Source organism: Micromonospora sp. NPDC048930, assembly GCF_043197935.1.
Taxonomy (GTDB): Bacteria; Actinomycetota; Actinomycetes; order Mycobacteriales; family Micromonosporaceae; genus Micromonospora.
Genome location: NZ_JBICUB010000002.1, coordinates 691,290 through 716,218 on the forward strand (window position 1 = coordinate 691,290; position 24,929 = coordinate 716,218).

The following is a 24,929-nucleotide window of genomic DNA, read 5'->3' on the forward strand; positions in this document are numbered from 1 at the left end:
GCGCATCATGGGGGGGCATGGACGACGCGTACGTGGTGGGAGATCCGGACGGGCTCACCCCGCTCCAGGCGGAGATCCGGGACGCGGTGGCCCGCGAACTGCACGCCCAGTTCGCCCTGCGAGCCGACCGCCTGGACCTGGCCGACCTGCCCGAGGTGGCGTACCAGATCACCCTGCGGGTCGACGGGGTGCCGAGCAGCCGGCGACCGGCCCGCTGAGACGACGCGACCGCCGGGGGCCGCGGGGCTCCCGGCGGTCGGCGCGCCACAGCTCAGTTGACGCCGGCGTACGAGTGCAGGCCGGTGAAGAAGAAGTTGACCCCGAACAGGTTCATCAGCATGGTCAGGAAGCCCAGGATCGAGATCCAGGTGGCCACGTTGCGCTTGACGCTCGGGGTGGCCCGGGCGTGCAGGTAGCCGGCGTACACCACCCAGGAGATGAAGGCCCAGGTCTCCTTCGGGTCCCAGCCCCAGGCCCGGCCCCACGCGGCCTCGGCCCAGATGGCCCCGGCGATCACCGCGAAGGTGAAGATCGGGAAGGCGAAGGCGTGCAGCGCGAAGGTCAGCCGCTCCAGGCCGGCCGCGGCCGGCAGCCGGCGGGCCAGGGTGTACGGGAAGCTCCGCCGGCCCTGCTCCCAGCCGGCCCGCATCAGGTACGCCGCCGCCGGCACCACGCCCAGCAGGAAGATGCCGGAGGCGAAGATGATCGTCGACACGTGGATGATGAACCAGTACGACTGGAGGGCCGGCATCAGCGGCGTGACCTGGACATAGAGCTTCAGCTCGGCGAACGCCAGCAACAGCACCATGACCAGGGTCAGGAAGAGCCCGAGCCGGCGCAGCGACGGCTGCTTCCAGAGCACCGCCAGCCAGGCCGCGGCCCCGATGAAGGTGACCGTCAGCACGAACTCGTACATGTTGCCCCAGGGCATCCGCTCGGCGGCGATGCCCCGGGTGGTCACGGCGCCCAGGTGCAGCGCCACGGCGAGCGTGGTGACCCAGGCGGCGATCCGCCCGGCGATCACGGCCCGGGCGGCCGAGCGGCTGGGCCGGGTCGCGGCCGGCGCGGTGACCGGCTCCTCGACGGTCCCGCCGGCGCCGCCGGCGCCCGCGCCGACCAGTTCCCGCGCCGGGACGGCCTTCGCCGGCACCGCGCGGGCGTTGCCGAGCGCGTACTCGACGGCGTGGCTGATCATGGCGACCAGGTACGCCAGGATCGCGTACGTGACCAGCTGGTCGGAGAGTGCGGACATCACTCGGCCCCTTCTCGTGCCCGCCGGTCGCCCCGCCCGTCGTCGCTGACCGCGGCGACGAGCTGCGCGAACTCGTCGGCGAACCCCGGATGCTCGGTGCGCGGCAGCCCACCGGCCTCCACCAAACTACTACCGCTCGTCGGAGATCCACCCTCGGGGGGCGAAACCCGGAACCACACCCGACGCCGGCGGGCGAAGAGCGAACCCATCAGGCCGGCCAGCAGGGTCACGCAGGCGACGAGCATCAGCGTCTGCCCGGGGGCGTACCGGACCGAGATGGTGATGTACGGCTGGGTGCCGACGAACTCCAGCGTGCTGCCGTCGTCCAGGGTCCACTTCTCGCCGAGACGCAGCAGCTTTTCATCGATCAGCTTCAGCTTGCCGTTGTCGATCTGCCGCTGGTCGAGCTGGTAGACCGAGCCGGGGATGCCGGCGTCCAGCCCGAGGTTGCCCCGGTAGGCGCGCAGGTTCAACGCCGGGTTCCGCTCCTCGGGGAACTGCGACGAGACGAACGGCGCGCTGTCCGGCGCGGTGGGCAGGTAGAGCCCGTCGAAGGCGACCTGCTGGTCGGCGGCGCGCTGGCCGGTCTTCGGGTCGACGTTCGCGTCGGGGAACGCGGCCACGCCCTCCTCGGTCGCGTTGTTGTCGCCGGTCCGCAGGAACGGCACCGTGCTGGTCTGGGTCCGGCCGTACCTGTCGGTGTACTTCAGGATCGGGGCGTACCCGTTGCCGAGCAGGTAGACGTTGGCCGAGCCGAGCCGCAGCGGCGAGTTGACCGAGAAGCCGGCCGTCCGCTTCGACCCGCCGGTCTCGTCCACGGTCACCGTGGCCCAGTAGTGCGCGGCCTGCCCCGACGGCAGGTACTTCGCGTCGAACCTGTCCAGGGTGAGGCAGAACGGCGGCAGGTCGGCGCTGTCCACCCGGGGGCCGAGGGTCGCCTCGGCGTACTGCTGCCGGGTGTTGCAGAAGGCGTTCTCCGCGCCGGAGACCAGGATCCGGTTGCCGTGCCAGCCGTACCAGGAGCCGACCGCGACCCCGAGCAGGACGGCGACCAGCGAGACGTGGAAGAGCAGGTTGCCGGTCTCCTTGAGGTAGCCCTTCTCGGCGGAGACCTCGTCGCCGCGGACCACGACCCGCCAGCGACGGCGACGCAGCACGCCCGCGATCGCCTCGGCGTCGGCGGCGGCCGGCGCCTCCAGCACCGCGTGCTGCGGCAGCCGGTCGAGCCGCTTCGGCGCGGCCGGCGGCTTCATCCGCAGCGCCCGGAGGTGGTCGCGGGCCCGGGGCAGGATGCAGCCGACCAGCGAGGTGAACAGCAGCAGGTAGATCGCGGAGAACCAGACCGAGCCGAAGACCTCGAACATGCCCAACTGGTCGAGCCGGGGCGCGAGGTCGGGGTGGTCGACGAAGTACTGGTTGACCTTCTCCGGGTTGACCCCGCGCTGCGGCAGCAGCGAGCCGGGGATGGCGGCGATGGCGAGCAGGAAGAGCAGGATCAGCGCGGTACGCATGCTGGTGAGCTGCCGCCAGGAGTTGCGCAGCAGGGCCAGCACCGGGTGGACCCGTCGCCGGGGCGCCTCGGCCGGCGGGCTGGCCGGCCGGTCGTCCACGGACGTCATCAGATGCTCACCTCGCCCACGCCCACGTGCGTCTGCAACCAGATCACGAAGTTCTGCCAGCCCCCGGTGACCAGCGCCAGGCCGATCAGGATCAGCAGCGCGCCGCCGATCCGGGTGACCCAGCGGCTGTTGCGCCGTACGGCGCGGAACACCCCGAGCAGGCGGTGGAAGCCCAGCCCGAAGACGACGAACGGTACCCCCAGCCCGAGGCAGTACGCCACGGCGAGCAGCACCGCCCGGTCGGTCCGCCCGTCGACCGTGGCCATGCCGAGCACCGCGCCGAGCGTCGGGCCGGTGCACGGCACCCAGCTGAGCGCGAAGACCGCGCCGAGGACGGGGGCGCCGAGCAGGCCGGCGGCGGGCAGCCGCTGGATCCGGAACTCGCGCTGCAGCCCCGGGATCACGCCGAGGTAGCCGAGACCGAGCACGACCACCAGCGCGCCGATGACCATCTCCAGCGTGCGTTCGTGCTGGAAGAAGAGCTTGCCGACGCCGGAGAAGAGGATCGCGGTGGCGACGAACACGGCGGTGAAGCCGGCGATGAAGAGCAGCGTGCCGGCCAGCACCCGCGCCTTGACCGCGGCCACGGTCCGGGTCTGCGGGGGTGCCGCGACCGCCACTCCGCCGCCGGTCGCCCCGTCGTCCCCGGCGGCCGGTGCGGTGTCGGCCCGGGGCCGGCCCTCCAGGTCGGCGCCGGCCAGCCCGGTGACGTACGACAGGTAGCCCGGCATCAGCGGCAGCACGCACGGGGAGAGGAAGCTGACCAGCCCGGCGAGGGCCGCCGCGCCGATGGCGAGCAGCACCGGGCCGGACTCGGCGAGCTGGCGGAAGGTCTCGCCCATCAGCGGGATCCGGACGCGGGCTGCTCGGCCGCGATCCGCTCGACGACGGGGCGCAGCCTGTCCTGCGTCACGGCGGCCCGGATCACCGTGGCGATCCGGCCCTCGCGGTCCAGCACGACCGTGGCCGGGACGGTGTTCGGCGGGATGTCCAGGGCCAGCGCCAGCCGGCTCGCCGGGTCGAAGAGGCTCGGGTAGGTGACCCGGCCCTCCTCGAAGGCGATCGCCTTGTCCTTGCTGTCCTGCACGTTGATGCCGAGGAAGGTCACCCCGGACGCCTTGGTGGCCTGGTAGGTGGCCTCCAGGTCGTCCGCCTCGGCGCGGCAGGGCGCACACCAGGAGCCCCAGAAGTTGACCACCACGACCTCGCCCCGGTCCTGGGAGACGTCGTACCGGCCGCCGGTGAGCAGGTCACCGGCGAGCTTCGGGGCCGCCGACCGCTGGTCGGGGGCGCACTCGATGATGCCGTTCCGGTCCGCGCAGCGGCTCTCCTGGCTCCCGGAGGAGCAGCCGACCAGCGCCGTCCCGGCGGTGACGGCGGTGAGCAGGGCGGCGACGAGCCTCCGGGTGCGCATCAGGCCCCCTTGGCCGTCCGGGCGGTCGGCGAGATGGCGATCAGGTGGGCCGCCGGCTCGGCGTATCCGATGCCGACGACCTTGGCGCCGTCGAAGTGGAACGAGGTGAGGCTGGCCAGGCCGCACTGCCGCCGGCGCGGGTCGTGCCAGAGCCGCTTGCGCTCGACGTACCGGCGCAGGGTCCAGATGGGGAGCTGGTGGGAGACGAGCACGGCCTCCCGGCCCTCGGCGGCCACCCGGGCGGCGTGCAGCGCGGCGAACATCCGCTCCGCGATCACCCGGTACGCCTCACCCCAGGACGGGGTGACCGGGTCGCGCAGCACCCACCAGTTGCGCGGGTCGCGGAACGAGCCGTCCCCCGGGGAGACCTTCTTGCCCTCGAACCAGTTCGCGCTCTCGATCAGCCGCTCGTCCACCCCGACCGGGAGCCCGAACTGGGCGGCGATCGGCTCGGCGGTCTGCTGGGCGCGCTCCAGCGGGCTTGCCACCACGTGCACCACGGTCCGGTCGGCGAGCGCCTGGGCGGCGGCCTTGGCCATCTGGACGCCCAGCTCGGAGAGGCGGAAACCGGGCAGCCGGCCGTAGAGGATGCCGTCCGGGTTGTGCACCTCGCCGTGCCGCAGCACGTGCACCACCGTCTCGCTCACGATTCCTACCCCCCGTTTCCGGCCGCTGCCGCTGCCCTCGCCGCGCCCGGGAGCGCGGCGGCGATCTGCTCCATGGCGGCGTCGTCGATCGCCGCCGACACGAACCACGACTCGAACGCGCTCGGCGGCAGGTAGACGCCGGCGGCGAGCATCGCGTGGAAGAACGCCTTGAACGCGGGCACCTGCTGCGTGCGGGCGCTGTCGTAGTCGGCCACGTCGGCGTCGGTGAAGAAGATCGAGAACATGTTGCCGGCGTACGACAGCCGGTGCGGGACCCCGGCGGCGGCCAGCGCGTCGGCGGCGAGCTTGCCCACCACGGCGGCCGTCTCGTCGAGCCTGCGGTAGAGGGCGTCGTCGGCCAGCCGCAGCGTGGCCAGGCCGGCGGCGCAGGCCAGCGGGTTACCGGAGAGCGTGCCGGCCTGGTAGACCGGGCCGGCCGGGGCCAGCCTCGCCATGATCTCCGCGCGGCCGCCGAACGCCGCCGCGGGCAGGCCGCCACCCATGACCTTCCCGTACGTCCACAGGTCGGCGTCGGAGGCGTCGAGGCCGTGCCAGCCGGCGCGGGAGACCCGGAATCCGGTCATCACCTCGTCGACGATGAGCAGCGCGCCGTGCGCGTGGGCGATTCGGGCGAGCTGCTGGTTGAAGCCGTCCCGCGGGGCGATCACGCCCATGTTGCCGGCCGCCGCCTCGGTGATGATCGCCGCGATGTGCGGGCCCTCGGCGGCGAAGACCTCCTCCACCGCGCGGACGTCGTTGTACGGCAGCACGATGGTGTCGCCGGCGGCCGCCCCGGTCACGCCGGGCGAGTCGGGCAGGCCGAAGGTCGCCACGCCGGAGCCGGCGGCGGCGAGCAGCGCGTCGGAGTGGCCGTGGTAGCAGCCGGAGAACTTGACGATCTTGGCGCGGCCGGTGAACCCGCGGGCCAGCCGGATCGCCGACATGGTCGCCTCGGTGCCCGAGTTGACCAGCCGGACCTGCTCGACCGGGGTGCGCGCGACGATCTCCGCCGCCAGGTCGACCTCACCCGGCGTGGGGGTGCCGAAGCTGGTGCCGAGGGCGGCGGCGGCGCGCAGCGCCTCGACCACCTCCGGGTGGGCGTGCCCGAGGATCAACGGACCCCAGGAGCAGACCAGGTCGACGTAGCGGCGACCGTCGGCGTCGAAGAGCCAGGGACCCTCCCCCCGGACCATGAAGCGCGGGGTGCCGCCCACGGCGCGGAACGCGCGCACGGGGGAGTTCACCCCGCCGGGCACGATGGCCTTGGCGCGGTCGAACAGGGCCTCGGAGGCCGGCGCGTCGGCCGGGTAGCGGCCGGATCCGGCGGAAAAGGTATCGGTCACGATGCCGCCATTGTGTCAGCGCCGGGCGGCTGGTCGGCAGCCACCCCGCATCGCGGGTTACCGGGCTCACGCCGCGCGTGCCCGCCGCATGGTCGACCGACGCGCCCGTGGCTCGACGGGCTCGGTGGTCGAGATCGCGATAGGCTGACCCGGTGGATCGTCCCGAACTGTCCATCACCGTACATCGGACGGGCGAGGAAGCCGTGCTTCGCCTCGCCGGTGAGATCGACATGCTCACCGCCGCCCAGCTGTCGACCGTCGTCAATGAGGTGCTGGCCGATCCCCCGCCACGCATCGTGCTCGACCTGGCCGGGGTGACCTTCTGCGACTCGCAGGGCCTCGGGACCCTGGTGGTGCTCAGCCGCAAGGCCAGCCACGCCCAGAGCCTGCTGGTCCTCAGCAACGTCGGCGACTTCCTCCTCCGCGTCCTGGACATCACCGGCCTCCGCTCCGCCCTCATGATCCGCAACGAAGCCGCCTAACCCCTCCCTCCCCCCTCCACCCGCCTTGTTGACCAAGGAGTTTGCGTCCGATCGGGGGCGATTCCAGACGCAAACTCCTTGATCAACGCGGGCTGGCCGGTGGGGGTCAGGTGGTAGGGACGTCGCGGCGGTGGAAGGCGGTCAGGCCGATCGCGGAGAGGGCCAGGGCCACCGCGGTGAGGGTCCAGAGGGGGGTGGCGCTCCAGTCGGTGCCCAGGGTCTGCGGGGTGTGGGTGAACGGGGAGACGTCCAGCAGCCACTGGCTCAACTTCAGCACCGCGCCGAGCTGGCCGAGCAGCACGCAGACCGCGAGCACCCCCCAGGCCACGGGCGCGAGCCGGGGCAGCAGCCCGTAGAGCAGCACCGCGAACCCGGCCAGCACCCAGGCCGCGGGCACCTGGGCCAACGCGGCGCCGAGCATCCGGGGCAGCTCGCCCGGCACGTCGTGCACGCTCAGCCCGTATGTGAGGCCGGTGGCCAGACCGGTCACGGCGAGCACCACCACCGGCCCGAGCAGCGCGAACGCCACGTGCGAGAGCAGCCAGGTCGAGCGGTGCGTCTCGGTGGCGAGCAACGGCTCGGTCCGCCCCGCGGCCTCCTCCGCGCGCATCCGCAGCGCGGCCTGGACGCCGTACCCGGCCGCCGCCAGGCCCGCCAGGCTCAGCGTCGCGCCGAGGTACGCATCGGCCAGCCCGGTCGCGCCCCCGATCCGGGCCATGATCTCCTCCAGCTGCGGGTTCCCCTCGACGGAACGGCCGGCGGCCTTCGCGGCGCCGCCCAGGATCAGCCCGAGCGCGCCGAAGCCGACCGACCACCAGAGGATCTGCCCCCGGTGCAGCCGCCAGGCCAGCCCGAACGGCCCGGCCAGGGCGGAGCCGGCGGTGGCCGGCCCGAGCCGGGGCGGCAGCAGCCCGGCACCCAGGTCGCGGCGCACCGACAGCGGGTACGCGAAGGCCGCCACCAGCGCCGACACGACCAGCGGCAGCGCCAGCACCCACCAGCGCTCCCCCACGTACGGGCGCACGCGCGGGGCCCAGCCGAGCGGGGAGAGCCAGCTCGGCCAGTCGTTGCTGGCGGTGTCCCCGACCATCCGCAGCGCGAAGGCCGCGGCGAGGACGGCGATGCCGATCCCCCGCGCCCCGCCCGCCGTCTCGGTGAGCTGGGCGGCCAGCCCGCCGATGGTGGCGAACACCACGCCGGTCAGCGCGGCGGCGAGCCCGTACGCGTACGAGCCGGCCGCGGGCAGCCCGGTGGAGGCCAGCCCGGCGGCGGTGAGCAGGCCGAGCAGCAGGTCGGCCGCGTACGTGACGAGCAGCGCGGCGGTCAGCCCGGCGTACCGGCCGAGCACGGTCGCGCCGAGCAGCTCCCGCCGGCCGGCCTCCTCCTCGGTGCGGGTGTGCCGGATGACGGTGAGCAGGCTGGCCAGCCCGATGATCACCAGCAGAAAGCCGCCGCGCTGGGCGGTCAGCGCGCCGACGCTGTCGCCGTACACCGGGCCGAGCAGCGCGATGATCGACGGGTTGCGGGCGGTGCCGGCGGCGTACGCGGCTCGCTGGGCATCGGTCGGGAAGAGGTCGAAGAAGCTGGTCGCGTAGGTCATCGGCAGGACGGCCAGGACCAGCACCCAGAGCGGCAGCAGGAACCGGTCCCGGCGCAGGATCAGCCGGACCAGGTGCCGGGTGCCGGTGAGCGTGCTCATCGCGTCACCTCGGCCGGGCCCGCCTCGTAGTGCCGCAGGAACAGCTCCTCCAGGGTCGGCGGCTTGCTGACCAGGCTGCGTACGCCCAGCTCGGTGAGGCGGCGCAGAGCGGTGTCCAGCGCGGCGGAGTCCACGTCGAAGCGCACCCGGTTGCCGTCGACCCGCAGGTCGTGCACGCCGGGCAGCTCGGCCAGCCCGTCCAGCGGGGCGGCCAGCTCGGCGTCGATCGAGGTGCGGTGCAGGTGGCGCAGCTCGCCGAGGGTGCCCGACTCCACGGCCCGGCCGTTGCGGATGATCGTCACCCGGTCGCAGAGCGCCTCCACCTCGGCCAGGATGTGGCTGGACAGCAGCACCGTCCGGCCGTCCTGCTTGGCCCGGCGCACCCAGTGCTGGAAGACCTCCTCCATCAGCGGATCGAGGCCGGAGGTCGGCTCGTCGAGGACCAGCAGCTCGACGTCGGAGGCGAGGGCGGCGACCAGGCCCACCTTCTGCCGGTTGCCCTTCGAGTAGGCCCGGCCCTTCTTGCGCGGGTCCAGTTCGAAGGACTCCAGCAGCTCGGCCCGGCGCTTCGGGTCGAGCCCGCCCCGCATCCGGCCCAGCAGGTCGATCACCTCGCCGCCGCTCAGCGTCGGCCAGAGGGTGACGTCGCCCGGGACGTACGCCAGCCGGCGGTGCAGGGCGACGGCGTCGCGCCAGGGGTCGCCGCCGAGCAGTCGGACGGCCCCCGCGTCCGCCCGCAGCAGGCCGAGCAGCACGCGGATGGTGGTGGACTTGCCGGCGCCGTTCGGGCCGAGGAACCCGTGCACCTCACCGGCACGCACGGTGAGGTCGAGTCCGTCGAGCGCTCGGGTCCGGCCGAAGGTCTTCACCAGGCCGGACACCTCAATTGGGGTTTCCATGCTTCGGAAGCTACGCTCGTTTCACAAACTTGTGAAGACAGTGAGAGCTGAGGCACGATCAGCTTCACGGCTTTTTAACGCGAGGAGCGCCCGCCGATGTCTGACGACCGCCGCCCGGCCCCGAACGAGGAAGAGGTCCACCTCTTCGTCGAACGGATGGCGATGGCCTTCGCCGACGTCGGCTTCCCGCGGATGGCCGGTCGGGTGCTCTTCACCGTGATGAGCGCGGACCAGCCGCTCACCGCCGCCGAGATCGGCGAGCGGCTGGGGGTCAGCGCGGCGGCGGTCTCCGGCGCGGTCCGCTACCTGACCCAGTTCGGCATGCTGGTCCGCGAGCCGGTCAAGGGCTCCCGCCGGGACCGCTACCGGATGCCGGACAACCCCTGGTACGAGGCCACCATCACCAAGACCGGCCTCTACAAGAACTTCATCGACATCGCCAATGGCGGGGTGAACGCGCTGCTCGGGCGGGACACGCCGGCCGGCGAGCGGGTGGCCGAGATGCGGGACTTCTTCCTCTTCGTCCAGTCGGAGCTCGACACGATGGGCGAACGGTGGCGGGCCTGGCGCGCCGCGCGGGGACTTGACGACCGGGCCGGCTGACCTCAGCGGGTGCTGCCCCAGCGGGCCTGCTCCAGGAGGTCCACCGCCCGCTCCCTGGCGTCCGGGCCGTCGTCCGCGCGCAGCAGGGCCGTCGCCTCGTCGACCGCGTCGGTGAGCACCCGCCACTGCGAGTCCCGCTCCCGGACCAGGTCCGACTGGGCGGCGAGCTGCCGGGTCTTCACCCACAACTCCACGAAGACCGACACCTTGGCCCGCAGCACCCACGGGTCGAACGGCTTGGTCAGGTAGTCGACCGCGCCGACCGCGTAGCCGCGCAGGGCGAGCTGGGCGTCCTTGTCCGCCGCGGTGAGGAAGATGATGGGGACGTGCCGGGTGCGCTCCCGCCGCTTGATGTGGGTGGCGGTCTCGAAGCCGTCCATGTCGGGCATCTGGGCGTCCAGCAGGATGACCGCGAAGTCGTCGACCAGGAGCTGCTTCAGCGCCGCCTCGCCGCTCTCCACGGCGACCGACTGCACCGGAAGCCCCTGGAGGATCGCCTCCAGGGCCATCAGGTTCTCCCGCCGGTCGTCCACCAGCAGCGCCTTGGCCATCTGGGTCACGGGGTCTCCTCGCCTCGGCTCCGGCCGATCCAGGACGCCATCATCTCGATCAGCTCGTCCAGGTCCACCGGCTTGGTGATGTAGTCGCTGCCCCCGGCCGCGATCGCCGACTCCCGGTCACCGGGCATCGCCTTCGCCGTCAGGAAGACGATGGGCAGGTCCGCGAAGCGGTGGTTCCGGCGGATCTGCCGCGTCGTCTCGTACCCGTCCTGGTCCGGCATCATCGCGTCCATCAGCACGATGTCCACCTCCGGATGCTCGGCCAGTTGGCGGACGCCGTCCGCCCCGTTGTCCGAGTACAACACGGTCATCCCATGAAGTTCCAACGCAGAGGTCAGCGCAAACACGTTCCGGACGTCGTCGTCGACGATCAGCACGGTCACGCCCTCCAGCCGCCGGGTCGCCGGGGTCTCGGCCGGCTGGGGCAGCTCCATCGGCATCAGCAGGGACGACGGCAGGCCCGCCCGCTGCGGCGAGGGCGGCGCCGGCGCGACCACCGCGTCCGGTGCCAGCACGTCCGGTACGAAGAGGGTGAAGGTCGACCCCTGCCCGGGCGCCGACGACACGGTGATCGTGCCGCCGAGCAGCCGGGCCAGGTCCCGGCTGATCGACAGGCCCAGCCCGGTGCCGCCGTACCGCCGGCTGGTCGTGCCGTCGGCCTGCTGGAACGCCTCGAAGATCAGCGACAGCTTGTCGTCCGAGATGCCGATGCCGGTGTCGATCACGGTGAACGCGATCACCCGTCGGGCGTTGGTCAGCGCCGGCACGTCGAAGACCGCGTTCTCGGCCGCCGGGGCGATCCGCAGCGTCACCGCGCCGTGGTCGGTGAACTTGACCGCGTTGGAGAGCAGGTTGCGCAGGATCTGCTGCAACCGCTGGGCGTCGGTGACCAGGGACGGCGGCAGGTCCTTGCTGACCCGGACCTGGAAGTCGAGGCCCTTCTCCTCGGCCTGCGGGGCGAACGCCTGCTCGACGTACCCGCGGATCTCGGAGAAGCGGATCTCGGTCGGCTCCACGTCCATCCGGCCCGCCTCGATCTTGGACAAGTCGAGGATGTCGTCGATCAGCGAGAGCAGGTCGGAGCCGGCGCTGTGGATCGTCCGGGCGAACTCGATCTGCTTCGGGGTCAGGTTCTGCTCCGGGTTCTCGGCGAGCAGCCGGGCCAGCAGCAGCAGCGAGTTCAGCGGCGTACGCAGCTCGTGGCTCATGTTCGCCAGGAACTCCGACTTGTACGCCGACGCCCGGGTGAGCTGCTGCGCCTTGTCCTCCAGGCCGAGCCGGGCCAGCTCGATCTCCCGGTTCTGCGTCTCGATGTTCGCCTTCTGCTCCGACAGCAGCCGGGCCTTGTCCTCCAGCTCGGCGTTGGTGCGCTGGAGCTCCGCCGACTGCTCCTGGAGCTCGTGCGCCAGCCGCTGCGACTGGGCCAGCAGCTCCTCCGTACGCCGGTTGGCCTGGATGGTGTTGACCGCGATGCCGATCGTGGTGACCAGCCGCTCGAGGAACGACAGGTGCAGCTCGGAGAAGGTGGTCACCCCGGCGAACTCGATCACCCCGAGCAGCTCGCCCTCGAAGAGCACCGGCAGCACCACCAGGTCGGCGGGGGGCGTCTCGGCCAGGCCGGAACGCAGCACCAGGCGACCGTCCGGCTGGGTGTTGACCCGGATGGTCCGCCGGGAGAGGGCGGCCTGCCCGACCAGCCCCTCGCCGGGGCCGAACGTCACGTCGTGCCCGCGCGCCACGTACCCGTAGGAGGCGGTCAGCCGCAGCCGCATGCTCCCCTCGGAGCTGTCCACCAGGAAGAACGCGCCGAGCTGCGCGTCGACCAGCGGGGTCACCTCCATCATGATCATGCGGCAGACCTCGCCGAGGTCCCGCTGACCCTGGAGCAGACCGCCGATCCGGGCCAGGTTGGAGTCCAACCAGCCCTGCTCGGCGTTCTTCTTGGTCGTCTCCCGGAGGGTGACGATCATCTGGTTGATGTTGTCCTTCAGCTCGGCGACCTCGCCCTGCGCCTTGACCGCGATCCGCTGGGTCAGGTCGCCCCGGGTCACCGAGGTGGAGACCTGGGCGATGGCCCGGAGCTGGGTGGTGAGGGTCGAGGCGAGCTGGTTGACGTTCTCGGTGAGGTCCCGCCAGGTCCCGGAGACCCCCTTCACCTGCGCCTGACCGCCGAGCTTGCCCTCGGTGCCCACCTCGCGGGCCACCCGGGTCACCTCGTCCGCGAACGACGACAGCTGATCCACCATCGTGTTCACGGTGTTCTTCAGCTCCAGGATCTCGCCCTGCGCGTCGACGGTGATCTTCTGGCTCAGGTCACCCTTCGCCACCGCGGTGGTGACCGAGGCGATGTTCCGCACCTGGGACGTCAGGTTCGACGCCATCGAGTTCACGTTGTCCGTGAGGTCCCGCCAGGTCCCGGAGACCCCCTTCACCTGCGCCTGACCACCCAGCTTGCCCTCGGTACCCACCTCACGGGCCACCCGGGTCACCTCGTCCGCGAACGACGACAGCTGATCCACCATCGTGTTCACGGTGTTCTTCAGCTCCAGGATCTCGCCCTGCGCGTCCACCGTGATCTTCTGCGACAGGTCACCCTTCGCCACCGCCGTGGAGACCTGGGCGATGTTCCGCACCTGACTGGTCAGGTTCGACGCCATCGAGTTCACGTTGTCGGTCAGGTCCCGCCAGGTGCCGGCGACGCCGCGTACCTGGGCCTGACCGCCGAGCTTGCCCTCGGTGCCCACCTCGCGGGCCACCCGGGTCACCTCGTCCGCGAACGACGACAGCTGATCCACCATCGTGTTGACCGTGGACTTCAGCTCCAGGATCTCGCCCCGAGCGTCCACGGTGATCTTCTGCGACAGGTCACCCTTCGCCACCGCGGTGGTGACCGAGGCGATGTTCCGCACCTGGGACGTCAGGTTCGACGCCATCGAGTTCACGTTGTCCGTGAGGTCCCGCCAGGTCCCGGAGACCCCCTTCACCTGCGCCTGACCACCCAGCTTGCCCTCGGTACCCACCTCACGGGCCACCCGGGTCACCTCGTCCGCGAACGACGACAGCTGATCCACCATCGTGTTCACGGTGTTCTTCAGCTCCAGGATCTCGCCCTGCGCGTCCACCGTGATCTTCTGCGACAGGTCACCCTTCGCCACCGCCGTGGAGACCTGCGAGATGTTGCGGACCTGGCTGGTCAGGTTGCCGGCGAGCTGGTTCACGTTCTCGGTCAGGTCCCGCCAGGTGCCGGAGACGCCGCGTACCTGGGCCTGACCGCCCAGCTTGCCCTCGATGCCCACCTCCCGGGCCACCCGGGTCACCTCGTCCGCGAACGACGACAGCTGATCCACCATCGTGTTCACGGTGTCCTTGAGCTCCAGGATCTCTCCCTGGGCCGCCACGGTGATCTTCTGCGAGAGGTCGCCCCGGGCGACCGCGGTGGAGACCTGGGCGATGTTCCGCACCTGGCTGGTCAGGTTCGACGCCATCGAGTTGACGCTGTCGGTCAGGTCCTTCCAGGTGCCCGCGACGTTCGGCACCTCGGCCTGGCCGCCGAGCTTGCCCTCGGTGCCCACCTCCCGGGCCACCCGGGTCACCTGCTCGGCGAAGAGCCGCAGGGTATCGGTGAGCGAGTTCATCGTGTCGGCCAGTTCGGCGACCTCGCCGCGCGCCCCGACCGTGATCTTCTGCGACAGGTCACCCTTGGCCACCGCGGTCGCCACCTGGGAGATCGACCGCACCTGGCCGGTGAGGTTCGACGCCATGGTGTTCACCGAGTCGGTGAGGTCCTTCCAGGTGCCGGCGACCCCGCGTACGTCGGCCTGGCCGCCCAGCTTGCCCTCGGTGCCCACCTCCCGGGCCACCCGGGTCACCTCGTTGGAGAAGGAGGAGAGCTGGTCGACCATGGTGTTGACCGTGCGGCCGATCCGCAGGTACTCACCGCGCAGCGGGCGGCCGTCGATCTCCAGCGCCATGTGCTGGGACAGGTCGCCGTCGGCCACCGCCACGATCACCCGGGCGATCTCGGTGGTCGGCCGGCCCAGGTCGTCGATCAGGGAGTTGACCGCCCGCTGCCCCTCCGCCCACGAGCCGTCCAGGCCCTCGTCGTCGAGGCGCTCGGTGAGCCGGCCGTCCCGGCCGACGACCCGGCTGATCCGCCGCAGGTCCAGGTGCTGTCGCTCCTGGAGCGACACCACGTCGTTGAAGGCGTCGGCCACCTCGCCGGCCAGGCCGGCCCGTCGGGGCAGCCGAACCCGCAGGTCGCCACGGCGTACCCGCCGCAGCGCCTCCACCAGCTCGCCGAGGAGCACCTCGTGCTCGTCCCCGGCTACGGACTGTTTCGCCGTGGTCATCGTTCCTCGCTCAGCTCGAGGGCCAACCGGCTCGTGCGACCCGCCGCCATCCCATCATTCTGCCCGCGTCCGCGTCGAGGCCACGGCCTGCGCACGCCCGCCACGCCCACGCGTCGGCCCCGGTCCCGGTTACCCGGCGCGATCGGGGGAGCGCTTGGCACCCGGGGTGGCGGCGGTGGAGGATACGGAGGTGTCAGCGGAGGCGGAGCCGGCGATGGACGGCGGCTCGGACGAGCATGTCCGGCGTGTCCGGCTTCCCGCCGACCGGCGTACGCCCGCCGCGGCTCGCGCGCTGGTGCGGTCCGTGCTCGCCGAGGCGGACCTGGACGAACTGGCCAACGAGGCACTCCTGCTCACCACCGAACTCGCCACCAACGCCGTCGAGCACGCCCGGACGGAACTGGACATCGAGGTCGCGGCGGACGGAACGGGACTGACCGTCACCGTCACCGACTTCGCCTCCGGCCCGGTCGAGGAGCTCGTGGTCGGCGTCCGCAACGACGCCTCGGAGATCACCGAGGTGGCCGAGCGCGGGCGGGGGCTGCTGCTGGTCGACCACTTCGCCAGCCGGTGGGGCACCACGTACCTGCCCACCGGGAAGGGCGTGTGGTTCCGGCTGGACCGCCCCGACGTGGTGCCGCCCACCCGGGCGACCGCGGCCGAGTCCCGCACGGCGGCCCTCCCGGCGGAGGTCGGGGGGAGCACGCCGAGCGCCGCCGCGATGAGCGAGCTGATGCAGACCACCCCCGATCCGTACGCCGACGACCCGCTGCCGGAGTTCGCCACCGACCTGCTGGCCCGGCTCGCCGAGATGGTGGGCGCGGCCGGCGGGGTGGTCCGGCTGGACCGGGGCGACGGGCAGGGCATGCAGGCGCTCGCCCGCTTCGGCCGGCAGCCGCGGGAGGGCAACGACCTGCTCCGCGTCCCGCTCGCCGTGCACCGCCCGTACGCGGGTGAGCTGGAGCTGGACGCGGCCCCCTCGGCGTACGCCCGGCCGCTGGCCGTACTGGCCGCCGAGCGGCTCTCGCTGCACCTGGAGAACGACCGGCTGCGGCGGGCGGACATCCGCCGGTCGACCTGGCTGACCTTCCTCGCCGAGGCGAGCGAGCTGCTCGCCCAGTCCCTCGACGTCGAGCTGACCATGGCGCTCATCCCGCAGCTGGTGGTGCCCCGGCTCGGCCAGTGGTGCGCGGTGCACACCACCGACGAGTGGGGTCGGCTGCGCCTGGCCGCGTCCAGCCACGCGGACGAGGCGATGCTGCCGCAGCTGCACCGGGTGCTCCAGGAGACCGGGCCGGACTCGATCCAGGCGCGGCTGCGGGAGGCGTCCCGGAGCGCGGCGCAGGTGCCGCTGAGCGGGCCGATGGAGGGCTTCGCCGTACCGCTGATCGCGCGCGGGCAGCGGCTCGGCACCCTGGCCGTCGGCCGTCACCAGCGGCACCGGCACGACCCGGACGAGGTCTCGGTGCTGGAGGACGTGGCCCGGCGGGCCGCCCTGGCGATCGAGAACGCCCGGATCCACGCCGAGCGGCGCCGGGTCGCCCAGACCCTCCAGAAGTCGCTGCTGCCGCCGGTGCTCCCGGTGGTCGAGGGCATCGGCTTCGCCGCCGAGTACGTCCCCACCGGCGACGAGGCCGAGGTCGGCGGCGACTTCTACGACGTGGTGCCGCTGCCGGACGGCCGCTGGCTCGTGGTCGTCGGGGACGTCTCCGGCAAGGGCGTGCAGGCGGCGGCGGTGACCGGCCTGGTGCGGGACGTGATCCGGGTGCTGGTCGGCGACGGCAAGCCGCTGCCGGAGGTGCTGGTCCGGCTGAACGAGACGCTGGTCGACCGGGGTGGCGGCCGGTACTGCACGCTCGCGCTGGCGGCGGTCGGGCCGGGCGAGGACCGGCAGCTCGATGTCTCGCTGCACCTCGCCGGACACGACCGCCCGGTGCTGCTGCGCGGCGGTGGCGGGACCGCCTTCGTCGGCCGGGGCGGCACCGCGCTCGGCCTGCTCGACTCGATCGCCACGCCCACCGCGGAGATCCCGCTCGGGCCCGGCGACGCGCTGATCTTCTACACCGACGGGGTCACCGAGCGGCGGCGCGGTCGGGAACTCTTCGGCACCGATCGGCTGCGCGAGTCGGCGGCCCCGCTCGCCGGCTACTCCGCCGACGTGGTCGCCGCCCGGCTCCGCGCCACCGCGATCGGCTTCTCGGTCGAACCCCCGCGCGACGACATCGCCGTCCTCGTCCTCCGCAACGACTCCCTCTGACCCCCACCGGCCCCCCGGGCCGGCCCCGGCGCGCACCCCACGCTGTTGATCAAGGGGTTTGCGTCGGCCTCGGGTTCGTTCCCGACCCAAACTCCTTGATCAACAGGGCCAGGGCGGGGGTGGGCGGTGGTGAGGGGGTCAGAGGCCGCCGGGGAGGCGGCCGGGGGCCAGGCGGTGGTGGGGGTCGAGGTGGGCCTTGGCGGTGCGGAGGCGGGTCAGGGTGGGCAGCTCGCCCCACAGGTCGACCGCCCGGCGGACCGGGGTGGGCGCGGAGACCACCACGCAGCGGCCCTGCCGGGCCAGGAGCACGCTGCGGACGGCGGCCAGGATCGCGTCCACCCGCTCCGGGGGCAGCGAGCCCGGCAGCGCGGCGTGCACTGTGCCGACCCCGGCGGAGCCCCGGACCGGCACCGGGCCGCCGGCCGCGTCGCGCAGCGCGTAGACCGCCGCGTGCAGGTCGTTGATGGGCACCTCGAGCCGCAGCGCGGTGTCCCCGGGGGCGAACGGGTAGCGCCCCCACCACTCGGGCGCGGAGTGGCTGATCACCGCCTCGTCGCCGAGCACCTCGACCAGCCGCTCCGCCCGCTCCGCGACGTGCGCCGGCCCGCCCTCCAGCAGCACCACCAGGCTGCCCGCGGCGGCCGGCCGGGTCGACCGCCCGGTCACCGCCGGATGGTCCGGACGCCCGACCACGGACGGGTGCGACGGGTGGACCCGCCGCCGCGGGAGCGGCACCGGCACCGGCAGGTCCAGCTCGACGGCCGCCGGGTCCAGCCCGGCGGCGAGCACCGCCCGGACCAGGTCGTGCACCTCCAGCGGGGTCCACACCGGGCGGGACACCCAGACCCGGCCGGCCGGCGTCGCCTGCACCCGCATGGTCGCCGAGACCAGCACCCCGAGGCCGCCCTGCGAGCCGCAGAGCAGCCGCGCCACGTCCAGCCCCGGCAGGTCGCTCCGGCCGAAGATCGCCGCCGCGCCCCGGTGCGCCGCGTCGACCCCGGTCGGCGCCGCCCTGCCGAGCAGCGCGGTGCCGGCCTCCCCCAGGCTGACCAGCTCGCCCTCGGCGTCCAGGTAGCGCACCCCGACGAGCTGGGCGCACGGGGTCCCGTGCCGGTGCCGGAGCGGGCCGGCCTCGTCGGCGGCGAGCACCCCGCCCAGGGTCGCCCCCGGTGAGGGCGCGTCGATCGGCAGTCGCCGGCCGGCGCGCTCCAGCGCCGCCTGCACCGCGCGCAACGGCGTACCCGCCCCTACCTCGGCCAGCGTCGAGCCCTGCGGCTCGTGCCAGACCCCGGCGAGCCGGCCGGTGTCGAGCATGATGTCGACCTGTTCCGGGGCGGCACCCCAGTCGATCTTGGTGCCGGCGCCGCGCGGCACCACGGTGAGGTCGTGCGCGGCGGCCAGCCGCAGCACCTCGGCGGCGGCGCGCGGACCACCCGGCACCGCCACCCAGCGCGCCGTCCGGCCGGCCACCTCGTCGGCCGCGCCCGCGAACCGGGCGAACGGCGGGCCGCAGATCTCCGCCAGTCGTCGGGTTATCTCGAGGGCTCCGGGTCGGTTGGTGGAACTCGCTGCAGCCGCCATGGCGGTCATCGTACACATGTTCGAAAGAGCTGGTGGCGTGTTGCCGGAACCCGCCCCGGCGACATCTCCGGCGCGGCGCGTCCGGCGCCCCGCCGTGACCTGGAGCCGCCGACGGCGGGCCCGCCGGCCGGTAACGTGACGCCGTGACCACCGAGACCCCCGACAACTCCAGCTCGGCGCGTCTGTCGCCGCGCCGCGACCTGGAGCCGTCGCCCGTGCCCGTCGCCAAGCGCGTCCCGAGCGAGCGCACCCACCACGGCGACACCGTCGTCGACGAGTACGCCTGGCTGGCGGCCAAGGACGACCCGGAGACGATCGCCTACCTGACGGCGGAGAACGCGTACACCGAGGCACGCACCGCGCACCTGGAGCAGTTGCGCGCGACCCTGTTCGAGGAGACCCGCCGGCGCACCCAGGAGACCGACCTGTCGGTGCCCAGCCGCAAGGACGGGTACTGGTACTACACCCGCACCGTCGAGGGGCAGCAGTACGGCGTCCAGTGCCGCCGGGCCGTCCGCGACGGTGAGATCGCGCCCCCGGTCAGCGCGGACGGCGCCCCGCTCGACGGCGAGGAGGTGCTGCTCGACGGCAACCTGCTCGCCGAGGGGCACGACTTCTTCGCGCTCGGGGCGTTCGACGTCAGCCCCGACGGCCGCTGGCTGGCCTACTCGACGGACTTCTCCGGCGACGAGCGGTTCACCCTGCGGATCAAGGACCTGAGCACCGGCGAGGTGCTGGCCGACGAGATCCCCGGCACCTTCTACGGCACCGCCTGGTCCGCCGACGCCTCGATCCTCTTCTACGTGACCGTCGACGACGCGTGGCGGCCGTACCGGGTCTGGCGGCACGCCGTGGGCACCCCGTCGAGTGAGGACGTGGTGGTCCACCAGGAGGACGACGAGCGGTTCTGGGTGGGCGTCGAGCTGACCCGGTCCGAGCGGTTCGTGGTCATCGACATCCACAGCAAGATCACCAGCGAGGTACGGGTGGTCCCGGCCGCCAACCCGACCGGCGAGCCGGCGATCATCGCGCCACGCCGGCAGGGCGTCGAGTACGCGGTGGAGCACCACGGGCACCGCTTCCTGATCCTGCACAACGACGGCGCGGAGGACTTCGCGCTGGCGTACACCTCGGCGGACGCGCCGGGCGACTGGACCCCGCTCATCCCGCACACCCCCGGCACCCGGCTGGAGGCCGTCGACGCGTTCGAGAACCACCTGGTCGTGTCGCTGCGCAGCAACGGGCTGACCGGGCTGCGGGTGCTGCCGATCGGCGGCGGCGACCCGTACGACATCGACTTCCCGGAGCCGCTCTACAGCGTCGGGCTGGACGCCAACCCGGAGTACCGCACCAGCGAGGTGCGGCTGCGCTACACCTCGCTGGTCACCCCGGACTCGGTCTACGACTACGACCTCGTCAGCCGGCAGCTGGTGCTGCGCCGGCAGAAGCCGGTGCGCCCCGGGCCGGACGGGCGGGCGTACGACCCGGCCGACTACGAGCAGCACCGGGACTGGGCGCTCGCCGACGACGGCACCCGGGTGCCGATCTCGCTGGTCTGCCGCACGGGCACGCCGCGCGACGGGTCCGCCCCCTGCGTCATCTACGGCTACGGCTCGTACGAGGCGAGCATGGACCCGTGGTTCTCCATCGCCCGGCTCAGCCTGCTCGACCGGGGCGTCATCTTCGCCGTGGCGCACATCCGCGGCGGCGGTGAGCTGGGCCGCCGCTGGTACGACCAGGGCAAGCTGCTGGCCAAGAAGAACACCTTCACCGACTTCGTGGCCTGCGCCCGGCACCTGGTCAAGGCGGGCTGGACCGGGAGCGACCGGCTGGTCGCCCGGGGCGCCTCGGCCGGCGGCCTGCTGATGGGGGCGGTGGCCAACCTCGCGCCGGACGCGTTCGCCGGGATCGTCGCGCAGGTGCCCTTCGTGGACGCGCTCACCTCGATCCTCGACCCGTCCCTGCCGCTCACCGTCACCGAGTGGGAGGAGTGGGGCAACCCCCTCGACGACCCCGAGGTGTACGCGTACATGAAGTCGTACACCCCGTACGAGAACGTGGCCGAGGTGGACTACCCGGCGATCCTCGCGGTGACCAGCCTCAACGACACCCGGGTGCTCTACCACGAGCCGGCCAAGTGGGTCGCCCGGCTGCGCGCCGTCGCGCCGCAGGGCGACTACCTGCTCAAGACCGAGATGGGCGCCGGGCACGGCGGCCCCAGCGGCCGGTACGACGCCTGGCGCGAGGAGGCGTTCATCAACGCCTGGATCCTGGACCGCCTCGGCCGTGCCTGAACGGCACGGGCGGAGGGGCCACGCCGGCCCCTCCGCACCCGGCGGCCCGTCCTCAGCCGAGCGCCGACGCCAGCACCGCCGGGTCGACGTTGCCGCCGGTGACCACGGCGACCGTGCGGCCGGCCGGCAGCTCGTCGCGGTGGAACAGCCGGGCCGCCAGCGCCACCGCGCCGCTCGGCTCTACCACCAGCCGGGCCTCGCGGACCAGCCGCCCCAGGGCCGCGGCGATCTCCTCCTCGGTGACCGTGACGATGCGGTCGAGCCGGTCCCGCAGGTGGGCCAGGGTCAGCTCGGAGAGGTTCGTGCGCAGCCCGTCCGCGCTGGTGCGGTAGCTCCGCTCGACGTCCCAGACCACCACCTCGCCGGCGGCGAGCGACTCCCGGGCGTCGGCGGCCAACTCCGGCTCGACCCCGATCACGGCGGCCGACGGGCGCAGCGCCCGCACCGCCGTGGCCACGCCCGAGGAGAGCCCGCCGCCGCCCACCGGCACCAGCACCACGTCCACCTCGGGCAGGTCGGCGACGATCTCCAGCCCGACGGTGCCCTGCCCGGCGATGATCCGCGGGTGGTCGAAGGGCGGCACCAGCGCGGCCCCGGTGGCGGCCACGATCCGCTCCGCCTCGACCAGCCGGCGGGCCGGCGGCACGAGCCGTACGTCGGCGCCGAGCGCCCCCATCCGGTCCACCTTCACCTGCGGCGCGCCCTCGGGGACGACCACCGTGCAGGGCACGCCGAAGGCCCGGGCCGCATACGCGAGGGCCTGTCCGTGGTTGCCCGAGGAGTGGGTCACCACGCCCCGGGACCGGGCGGCCGGGTCGAGCCGGGCCACCGCGTGGGTCGCCCCGCGCAGCTTGAACGACCCCACCGGTTGCAGGCTCTCCGGCTTGAGCCACAGCTCGTCGTCCCAGAGGGTCGGCAGCAACGGGGTACGCACCACCGTCCCGGCGATGTCGTCGGCGGCGATCCGGATGTCGGCGATCGAGACCAACTCCATCGCCCCATCCTGCCCCGCCCCGACCCGGTCCGCCGCCCCATGATCGCGCTCGATCCTGGAAGTAGCCTCCTCGTCGTGCGCGGGAGGCGACTCCATCCATGATTGAGCGCGATCCTGCGCGGCCGGCCCTAGACTCCGCCCGATGAGTGAGGAGGACCGGGCGGCGACGGGCGCGGACGCGGCGGAAGCGGAGGCAGGGGCGGCCCGGCGCGGGCCGACCTGGTTGATCCTCGCCGTGGTCGCCGCCGCCCTGCTGGTCTGCTGCTGCTCGGCCGTCCTCGGTCTCGGCCTGTCCTGGTCCGCCGGCCTCTTCGGCCGCTGACGCGTCAGCGCACGGGGCCGGCGCCGACCAGGGCGGCCGCCTCCCCGGTACGGGCCATCCGCTGCCAGCGCAGCCGGTTGCCGACCACCGCGGTGACCACCGACTGCACCACCACCAGGTACATCACCTGCCGGTAGACGAGCTGCTGGAGCGGCAGGGTCCACAACGGCCCGTACCGTTCCCGGTCCAGCCGCAGCGCGTACGCGGCGGTGAACCCCTGGAGCAGGAGCAGGCCCAACCAGGCCAGCAGCAGGTCGGACCAGGGCATGAAGAGCAGCCCGTAGACCGCGAAGACGTCGACGGCCGGCGCGGTCAGCGGCAGCACGATCTGGAACACGGTCAGGTACGGCAGACCCCGCCGGCCCAGCTTCCCGCCCGCACCCGGCTCGCCCAACGCGTGCCGGTGCTTCCACATCGCCTGCATGGTGCCGTAGCACCAGCGGTACCGCTGCCGCCAGAGCTGGCGCAGCGACGACGGCGCCTCGGTCCAGGCGATCGCGCCCTCCTCGTACACCACGCGCCAGCCGGCCCGGAGCACTTTCATGGTCAGGTCGGTGTCCTCGGCGAGGGTGTCGGCGGGGACTCCCCCGACGGCGAGCAGCACCTCCCGGCGGAACGCGCCGATCGCGCCGGGGATGGTGGGCATGCACTCGAGCACGTCGTACATCCGGCGGTCGAGGTTGAAGCCGATCACGTACTCGAGGTGCTGCCAGCGGCCGAGCAGCCGGCGCCGGTTGGCCACCTTGGTGTTGCCGCTGATCGCGCCGACAGTCCGGTCCGCGAAGCCCTGGACCAGCCGGTACACCGTGTCCGGCTGGAAGACGGTGTCCCCGTCGACCAGCACCAGCAGCTCGGCGCGGGCGGCCCGGATGCCGGTGTTCAACGCGGCCGGCTTGCCCGCGTTGGCCTGCCGGATGACCCGTACCCCGCGCAGCCCCATCCGCTCGACGATGTCGGCGGTGCCGTCGCTGGAACCGTCGTCGACCACGATCACCTCCAGCGCCGGGTACGCGCTGGCGACCAGGGACCGCACGGTCGCGGCGATGTTCGCGGCCTCGTTGTACGCCGGCACGATCACCGAGACCGGCGCGGTCACCTCGGGCCGGCCGCGTGGTGGCCGGCGGACGCGACGGACGTGTACCTGGGCGCAGACCACCTGCACCACGAGCCGGGCCACGCCGAGCAGCAGGGCCACGCCGAGCAGCAGGTTCATCGCCGAGGTCAGCCAGCCGGCTCCGGTCTGCGCCCAGCGCAGCGCGGTCCCGCTCAGCCGGGCGCCGCCGCCGGCCGGGAGCATCGACGCGGGTGCGCCGATCCCCTCGGACACCGTGGTGAACCGGTATCCCGCCTGGTTCAGCCGGGGCAGCAGCTGGTCCAGCGCGGCGACGGTCTGGCTGCGGTCCCCGCCGCCGTCGTGCATGAGCACCACCGCGCCGGCGCCGCCCTGCGGGGTGGCCGCCCGGACGATGGCCGGTACGCCGGGCCGCTCCCAGTCCTTGGCGTCCCGGTCGGCGAGCACCGCCACGTGGCCGCTGCCGGCGGCGTCGCGCAGCGCCCGGTACTGCGGTTCGGTCAACGAGGCCGTGGTCGAGGAGAAGGGAAGCCGGAGCAGCGTCACCTCGCGGCCGGTCGCCCCGGCGATCGCGTTCCGGGTCCACGAGAGCTCGGCCGCGGCCCGCCAGGCCGGCACGCCGCCCAGGTCGGCGTGGGTGAAGGTGTGCGAGCCCAGCTCATGCCCCTCGGCGAGGATCCGCCGGACCAGCTCGGGATGCTCGTTCACCCGGGAGCCGACCACGAAGAACGTGGCGTGCGCGTGGTGCCGGCGCAGCACGTCGAGGATCTGCGGGGTCCAGCGCGGGTCCGGCCCGTCGTCGAAGGTCAGCGCCACGGTACGCGCGGGCAGCCGCCGGGCGACGGGCGTCGGCCCGTCCAGCCGCAGCACCGGGCCGCCGTCGGTGAGCTGCGGGGACGCGGCCGGGGCGGGTCCGCCGGCCGGGCCGGAGCCGCCGCCGACGTGGGTGACCAGTCCGTGGAAGCTCAACGCACCGAGCAGCACGAACAGCCCCAGCAGGAGCAGGATCCAGTGCGCCCGAGGGTCGGGGCGGGCGACGTGTCTCGCCATGGTCAGGGCTTGCCCGGAGTCCTGCTCGGCTTGACGGAGCTGCGGTGCTCGTCGCCCTGGCCCGGCACGCTGGTGGTGGGCTGCGGGGCCGAGGTGGTCCGGGACGTGGGGCGGGTGGCGGTGGGCGCCGACGACGGCAGGGGTGCGGTCGTGCTGGTCGCGGGTGCGGGGCGAGGGCTGGGGCTGGTCTGTTCCTGGGGGTGGCCGGGAGCGTCGACGCCGGCCTCGATCGGCGGCTGGACCTTCGTGTCGGACCAGCCGGGGATCGGCACCGAGGAGTCGAAGAAGAGCCCGGCGAGGATCAGGCCGAGACTGGTGAGCAGGCCGACGCCCATCGCCGTCCCGGCTATCACGGTGAGCCGGCGGCGCCGTCCGGTCCGGTCGACGAACACCGGCGGCGCGGCGCCGGGCTGGTTCTGCATGCTCGTGGTCTCCCGCTGTTCCGCTCTGCACCAGCCGGTGCACCCGGCTCGGGAGGCCCACCCGTGGGAC

Annotated in this window: 20 protein-coding genes; 6 read left to right on the forward strand and 14 right to left on the reverse strand. The window is 73.3% G+C overall.

The genetic code is table 11. From position 1 onward, the window contains the following. The first annotated feature begins 17 nt into the window (after nt 1–17). A complete protein-coding gene (locus tag ACGFI9_RS08685; RefSeq protein WP_393176459.1) occupies nt 18–218 on the forward strand; it encodes a hypothetical protein in 201 nt (66 codons plus the stop codon). A 53-nt stretch (nt 219–271) separates the two neighbouring features. On the opposite strand, the gene ccsB is transcribed toward ACGFI9_RS08685, so the two are convergent. From ccsB to hemL, 6 genes are read right to left on the reverse strand one after another with little or no spacing between them, the layout of a single operon-like run. Beyond that, nucleotides 272–1,252 (reverse strand): c-type cytochrome biogenesis protein CcsB, encoded by a 981-nt coding sequence (gene ccsB, locus ACGFI9_RS08690; RefSeq protein ID WP_393176461.1) that lies wholly within the window; start codon nt 1,250–1,252, stop codon nt 272–274. After that, nucleotides 1,252–2,871 carry a cytochrome c biogenesis protein ResB gene (locus ACGFI9_RS08695; protein ID WP_393176464.1) on the reverse strand — a complete coding sequence of 540 codons (1,620 nt, stop codon included), beginning with the start codon at nt 2,869–2,871 and terminating at the stop codon, nt 1,252–1,254. Before ACGFI9_RS08695 ends, ccsB begins: the two co-directional genes overlap by 1 nt. Beyond that, nucleotides 2,871–3,713 (reverse strand): cytochrome c biogenesis CcdA family protein, encoded by an 843-nt coding sequence (locus ACGFI9_RS08700; protein ID WP_393176466.1) that lies wholly within the window; start codon nt 3,711–3,713, stop codon nt 2,871–2,873. Before ACGFI9_RS08700 ends, ACGFI9_RS08695 begins: the two co-directional genes overlap by 1 nt. Further along, nucleotides 3,713–4,285: a TlpA family protein disulfide reductase gene (locus ACGFI9_RS08705; protein WP_393176468.1), complete on the reverse strand. Its 573-nt coding sequence runs from the start codon at nt 4,283–4,285 to the stop codon at nt 3,713–3,715. The genes ACGFI9_RS08700 and ACGFI9_RS08705 overlap by 1 nt, the downstream gene beginning before the upstream one ends. Next, complete coding sequence (locus ACGFI9_RS08710) at nt 4,285–4,932, reverse strand: histidine phosphatase family protein (RefSeq protein ID WP_393176470.1); 648 nt, start codon at nt 4,930–4,932, stop codon at nt 4,285–4,287. The genes ACGFI9_RS08705 and ACGFI9_RS08710 overlap by 1 nt, the downstream gene beginning before the upstream one ends. A 5-nt stretch (nt 4,933–4,937) precedes the next feature. Then, the gene (gene hemL / locus ACGFI9_RS08715; RefSeq protein ID WP_393176472.1) at nt 4,938–6,275 is read right to left on the reverse strand and encodes a glutamate-1-semialdehyde 2,1-aminomutase; all 1,338 of its coding nucleotides are present in this window, start codon (nt 6,273–6,275) and stop codon (nt 4,938–4,940) included. Nucleotides 6,276–6,427: 152 nt separating this feature from the next. Between hemL and ACGFI9_RS08720 the strand changes: the two genes are divergently transcribed. Beyond that, nucleotides 6,428–6,757: an STAS domain-containing protein gene (locus ACGFI9_RS08720; protein ID WP_393176474.1), complete on the forward strand. Its 330-nt coding sequence runs from the start codon at nt 6,428–6,430 to the stop codon at nt 6,755–6,757. Between the two features lie 106 nt (nt 6,758–6,863). Here ACGFI9_RS08720 and ACGFI9_RS08725 read toward each other — a convergent pair whose 3' ends face one another. Beyond that, entirely contained in the window at nt 6,864–8,456 is a 1,593-nt protein-coding gene (locus ACGFI9_RS08725; RefSeq protein WP_393176476.1) for an ABC transporter permease, read from the reverse strand. Next, a complete protein-coding gene (locus tag ACGFI9_RS08730; RefSeq protein WP_393176478.1) occupies nt 8,453–9,355 on the reverse strand; it encodes an ATP-binding cassette domain-containing protein in 903 nt (300 codons plus the stop codon). Before ACGFI9_RS08730 ends, ACGFI9_RS08725 begins: the two co-directional genes overlap by 4 nt. Nucleotides 9,356–9,451: 96 nt before the next feature. Between ACGFI9_RS08730 and ACGFI9_RS08735 the strand changes: the two genes are divergently transcribed. Further along, nucleotides 9,452–9,958 carry a GbsR/MarR family transcriptional regulator gene (locus ACGFI9_RS08735; RefSeq protein WP_393176480.1) on the forward strand — a complete coding sequence of 169 codons (507 nt, stop codon included), beginning with the start codon at nt 9,452–9,454 and terminating at the stop codon, nt 9,956–9,958. A 2-nt stretch (nt 9,959–9,960) separates the two neighbouring features. Here the strand turns inward: ACGFI9_RS08735 and ACGFI9_RS08740 are convergent, their stop codons facing one another. Further along, nucleotides 9,961–10,518: a two-component system response regulator gene (locus ACGFI9_RS08740; RefSeq protein ID WP_393176482.1), complete on the reverse strand. Its 558-nt coding sequence runs from the start codon at nt 10,516–10,518 to the stop codon at nt 9,961–9,963. Beyond that, complete coding sequence (locus tag ACGFI9_RS08745) at nt 10,515–14,867, reverse strand: HAMP domain-containing protein (RefSeq protein WP_393176484.1); 4,353 nt, start codon at nt 14,865–14,867, stop codon at nt 10,515–10,517. The genes ACGFI9_RS08740 and ACGFI9_RS08745 overlap by 4 nt, the downstream gene beginning before the upstream one ends. A 190-nt stretch (nt 14,868–15,057) precedes the next feature. On the opposite strand from ACGFI9_RS08745, the gene ACGFI9_RS08750 reads away from it, so the two are divergent. Beyond that, entirely contained in the window at nt 15,058–17,124 is a 2,067-nt protein-coding gene (locus tag ACGFI9_RS08750; protein ID WP_393176486.1) for a SpoIIE family protein phosphatase, read from the forward strand. Between the two features lie 138 nt (nt 17,125–17,262). Here the strand turns inward: ACGFI9_RS08750 and ACGFI9_RS08755 are convergent, their stop codons facing one another. After that, complete coding sequence (locus ACGFI9_RS08755) at nt 17,263–18,705, reverse strand: FAD-binding oxidoreductase (RefSeq protein ID WP_393176488.1); 1,443 nt, start codon at nt 18,703–18,705, stop codon at nt 17,263–17,265. 200 nt (nt 18,706–18,905) lie between these two features. Here ACGFI9_RS08755 and ACGFI9_RS08760 point away from each other — a divergent pair, with 200 nt between their 5' ends. Continuing rightward, nucleotides 18,906–20,999 (forward strand): S9 family peptidase, encoded by a 2,094-nt coding sequence (locus ACGFI9_RS08760; RefSeq protein ID WP_393176681.1) that lies wholly within the window; start codon nt 18,906–18,908, stop codon nt 20,997–20,999. A gap of 52 nt (nt 21,000–21,051) precedes the next feature. On the opposite strand, the gene ACGFI9_RS08765 is transcribed toward ACGFI9_RS08760, so the two are convergent. Continuing rightward, a complete protein-coding gene (locus ACGFI9_RS08765) occupies nt 21,052–21,993 on the reverse strand; it encodes a threonine/serine dehydratase (protein ID WP_393176490.1) in 942 nt (313 codons plus the stop codon). A 142-nt stretch (nt 21,994–22,135) separates the two neighbouring features. On the opposite strand from ACGFI9_RS08765, the gene ACGFI9_RS08770 reads away from it, so the two are divergent. Then, nucleotides 22,136–22,315, forward strand: a complete 180-nt coding sequence (locus tag ACGFI9_RS08770) for a hypothetical protein (protein ID WP_393176492.1) — start codon at nt 22,136–22,138, stop codon at nt 22,313–22,315. Nucleotides 22,316–22,319: 4 nt separating this feature from the next. Here ACGFI9_RS08770 and ACGFI9_RS08775 read toward each other — a convergent pair whose 3' ends face one another. Then, the gene (locus ACGFI9_RS08775) at nt 22,320–24,437 is read right to left on the reverse strand and encodes a bifunctional polysaccharide deacetylase/glycosyltransferase family 2 protein (protein ID WP_393176494.1); all 2,118 of its coding nucleotides are present in this window, start codon (nt 24,435–24,437) and stop codon (nt 22,320–22,322) included. A gap of 2 nt (nt 24,438–24,439) precedes the next feature. Then, on the reverse strand, nt 24,440–24,859 hold the full coding sequence (locus ACGFI9_RS08780; protein WP_393176496.1) for a hypothetical protein: 420 nt from the start codon (nt 24,857–24,859) through the stop codon (nt 24,440–24,442). Nucleotides 24,860–24,929 lie beyond the last annotated feature (70 nt).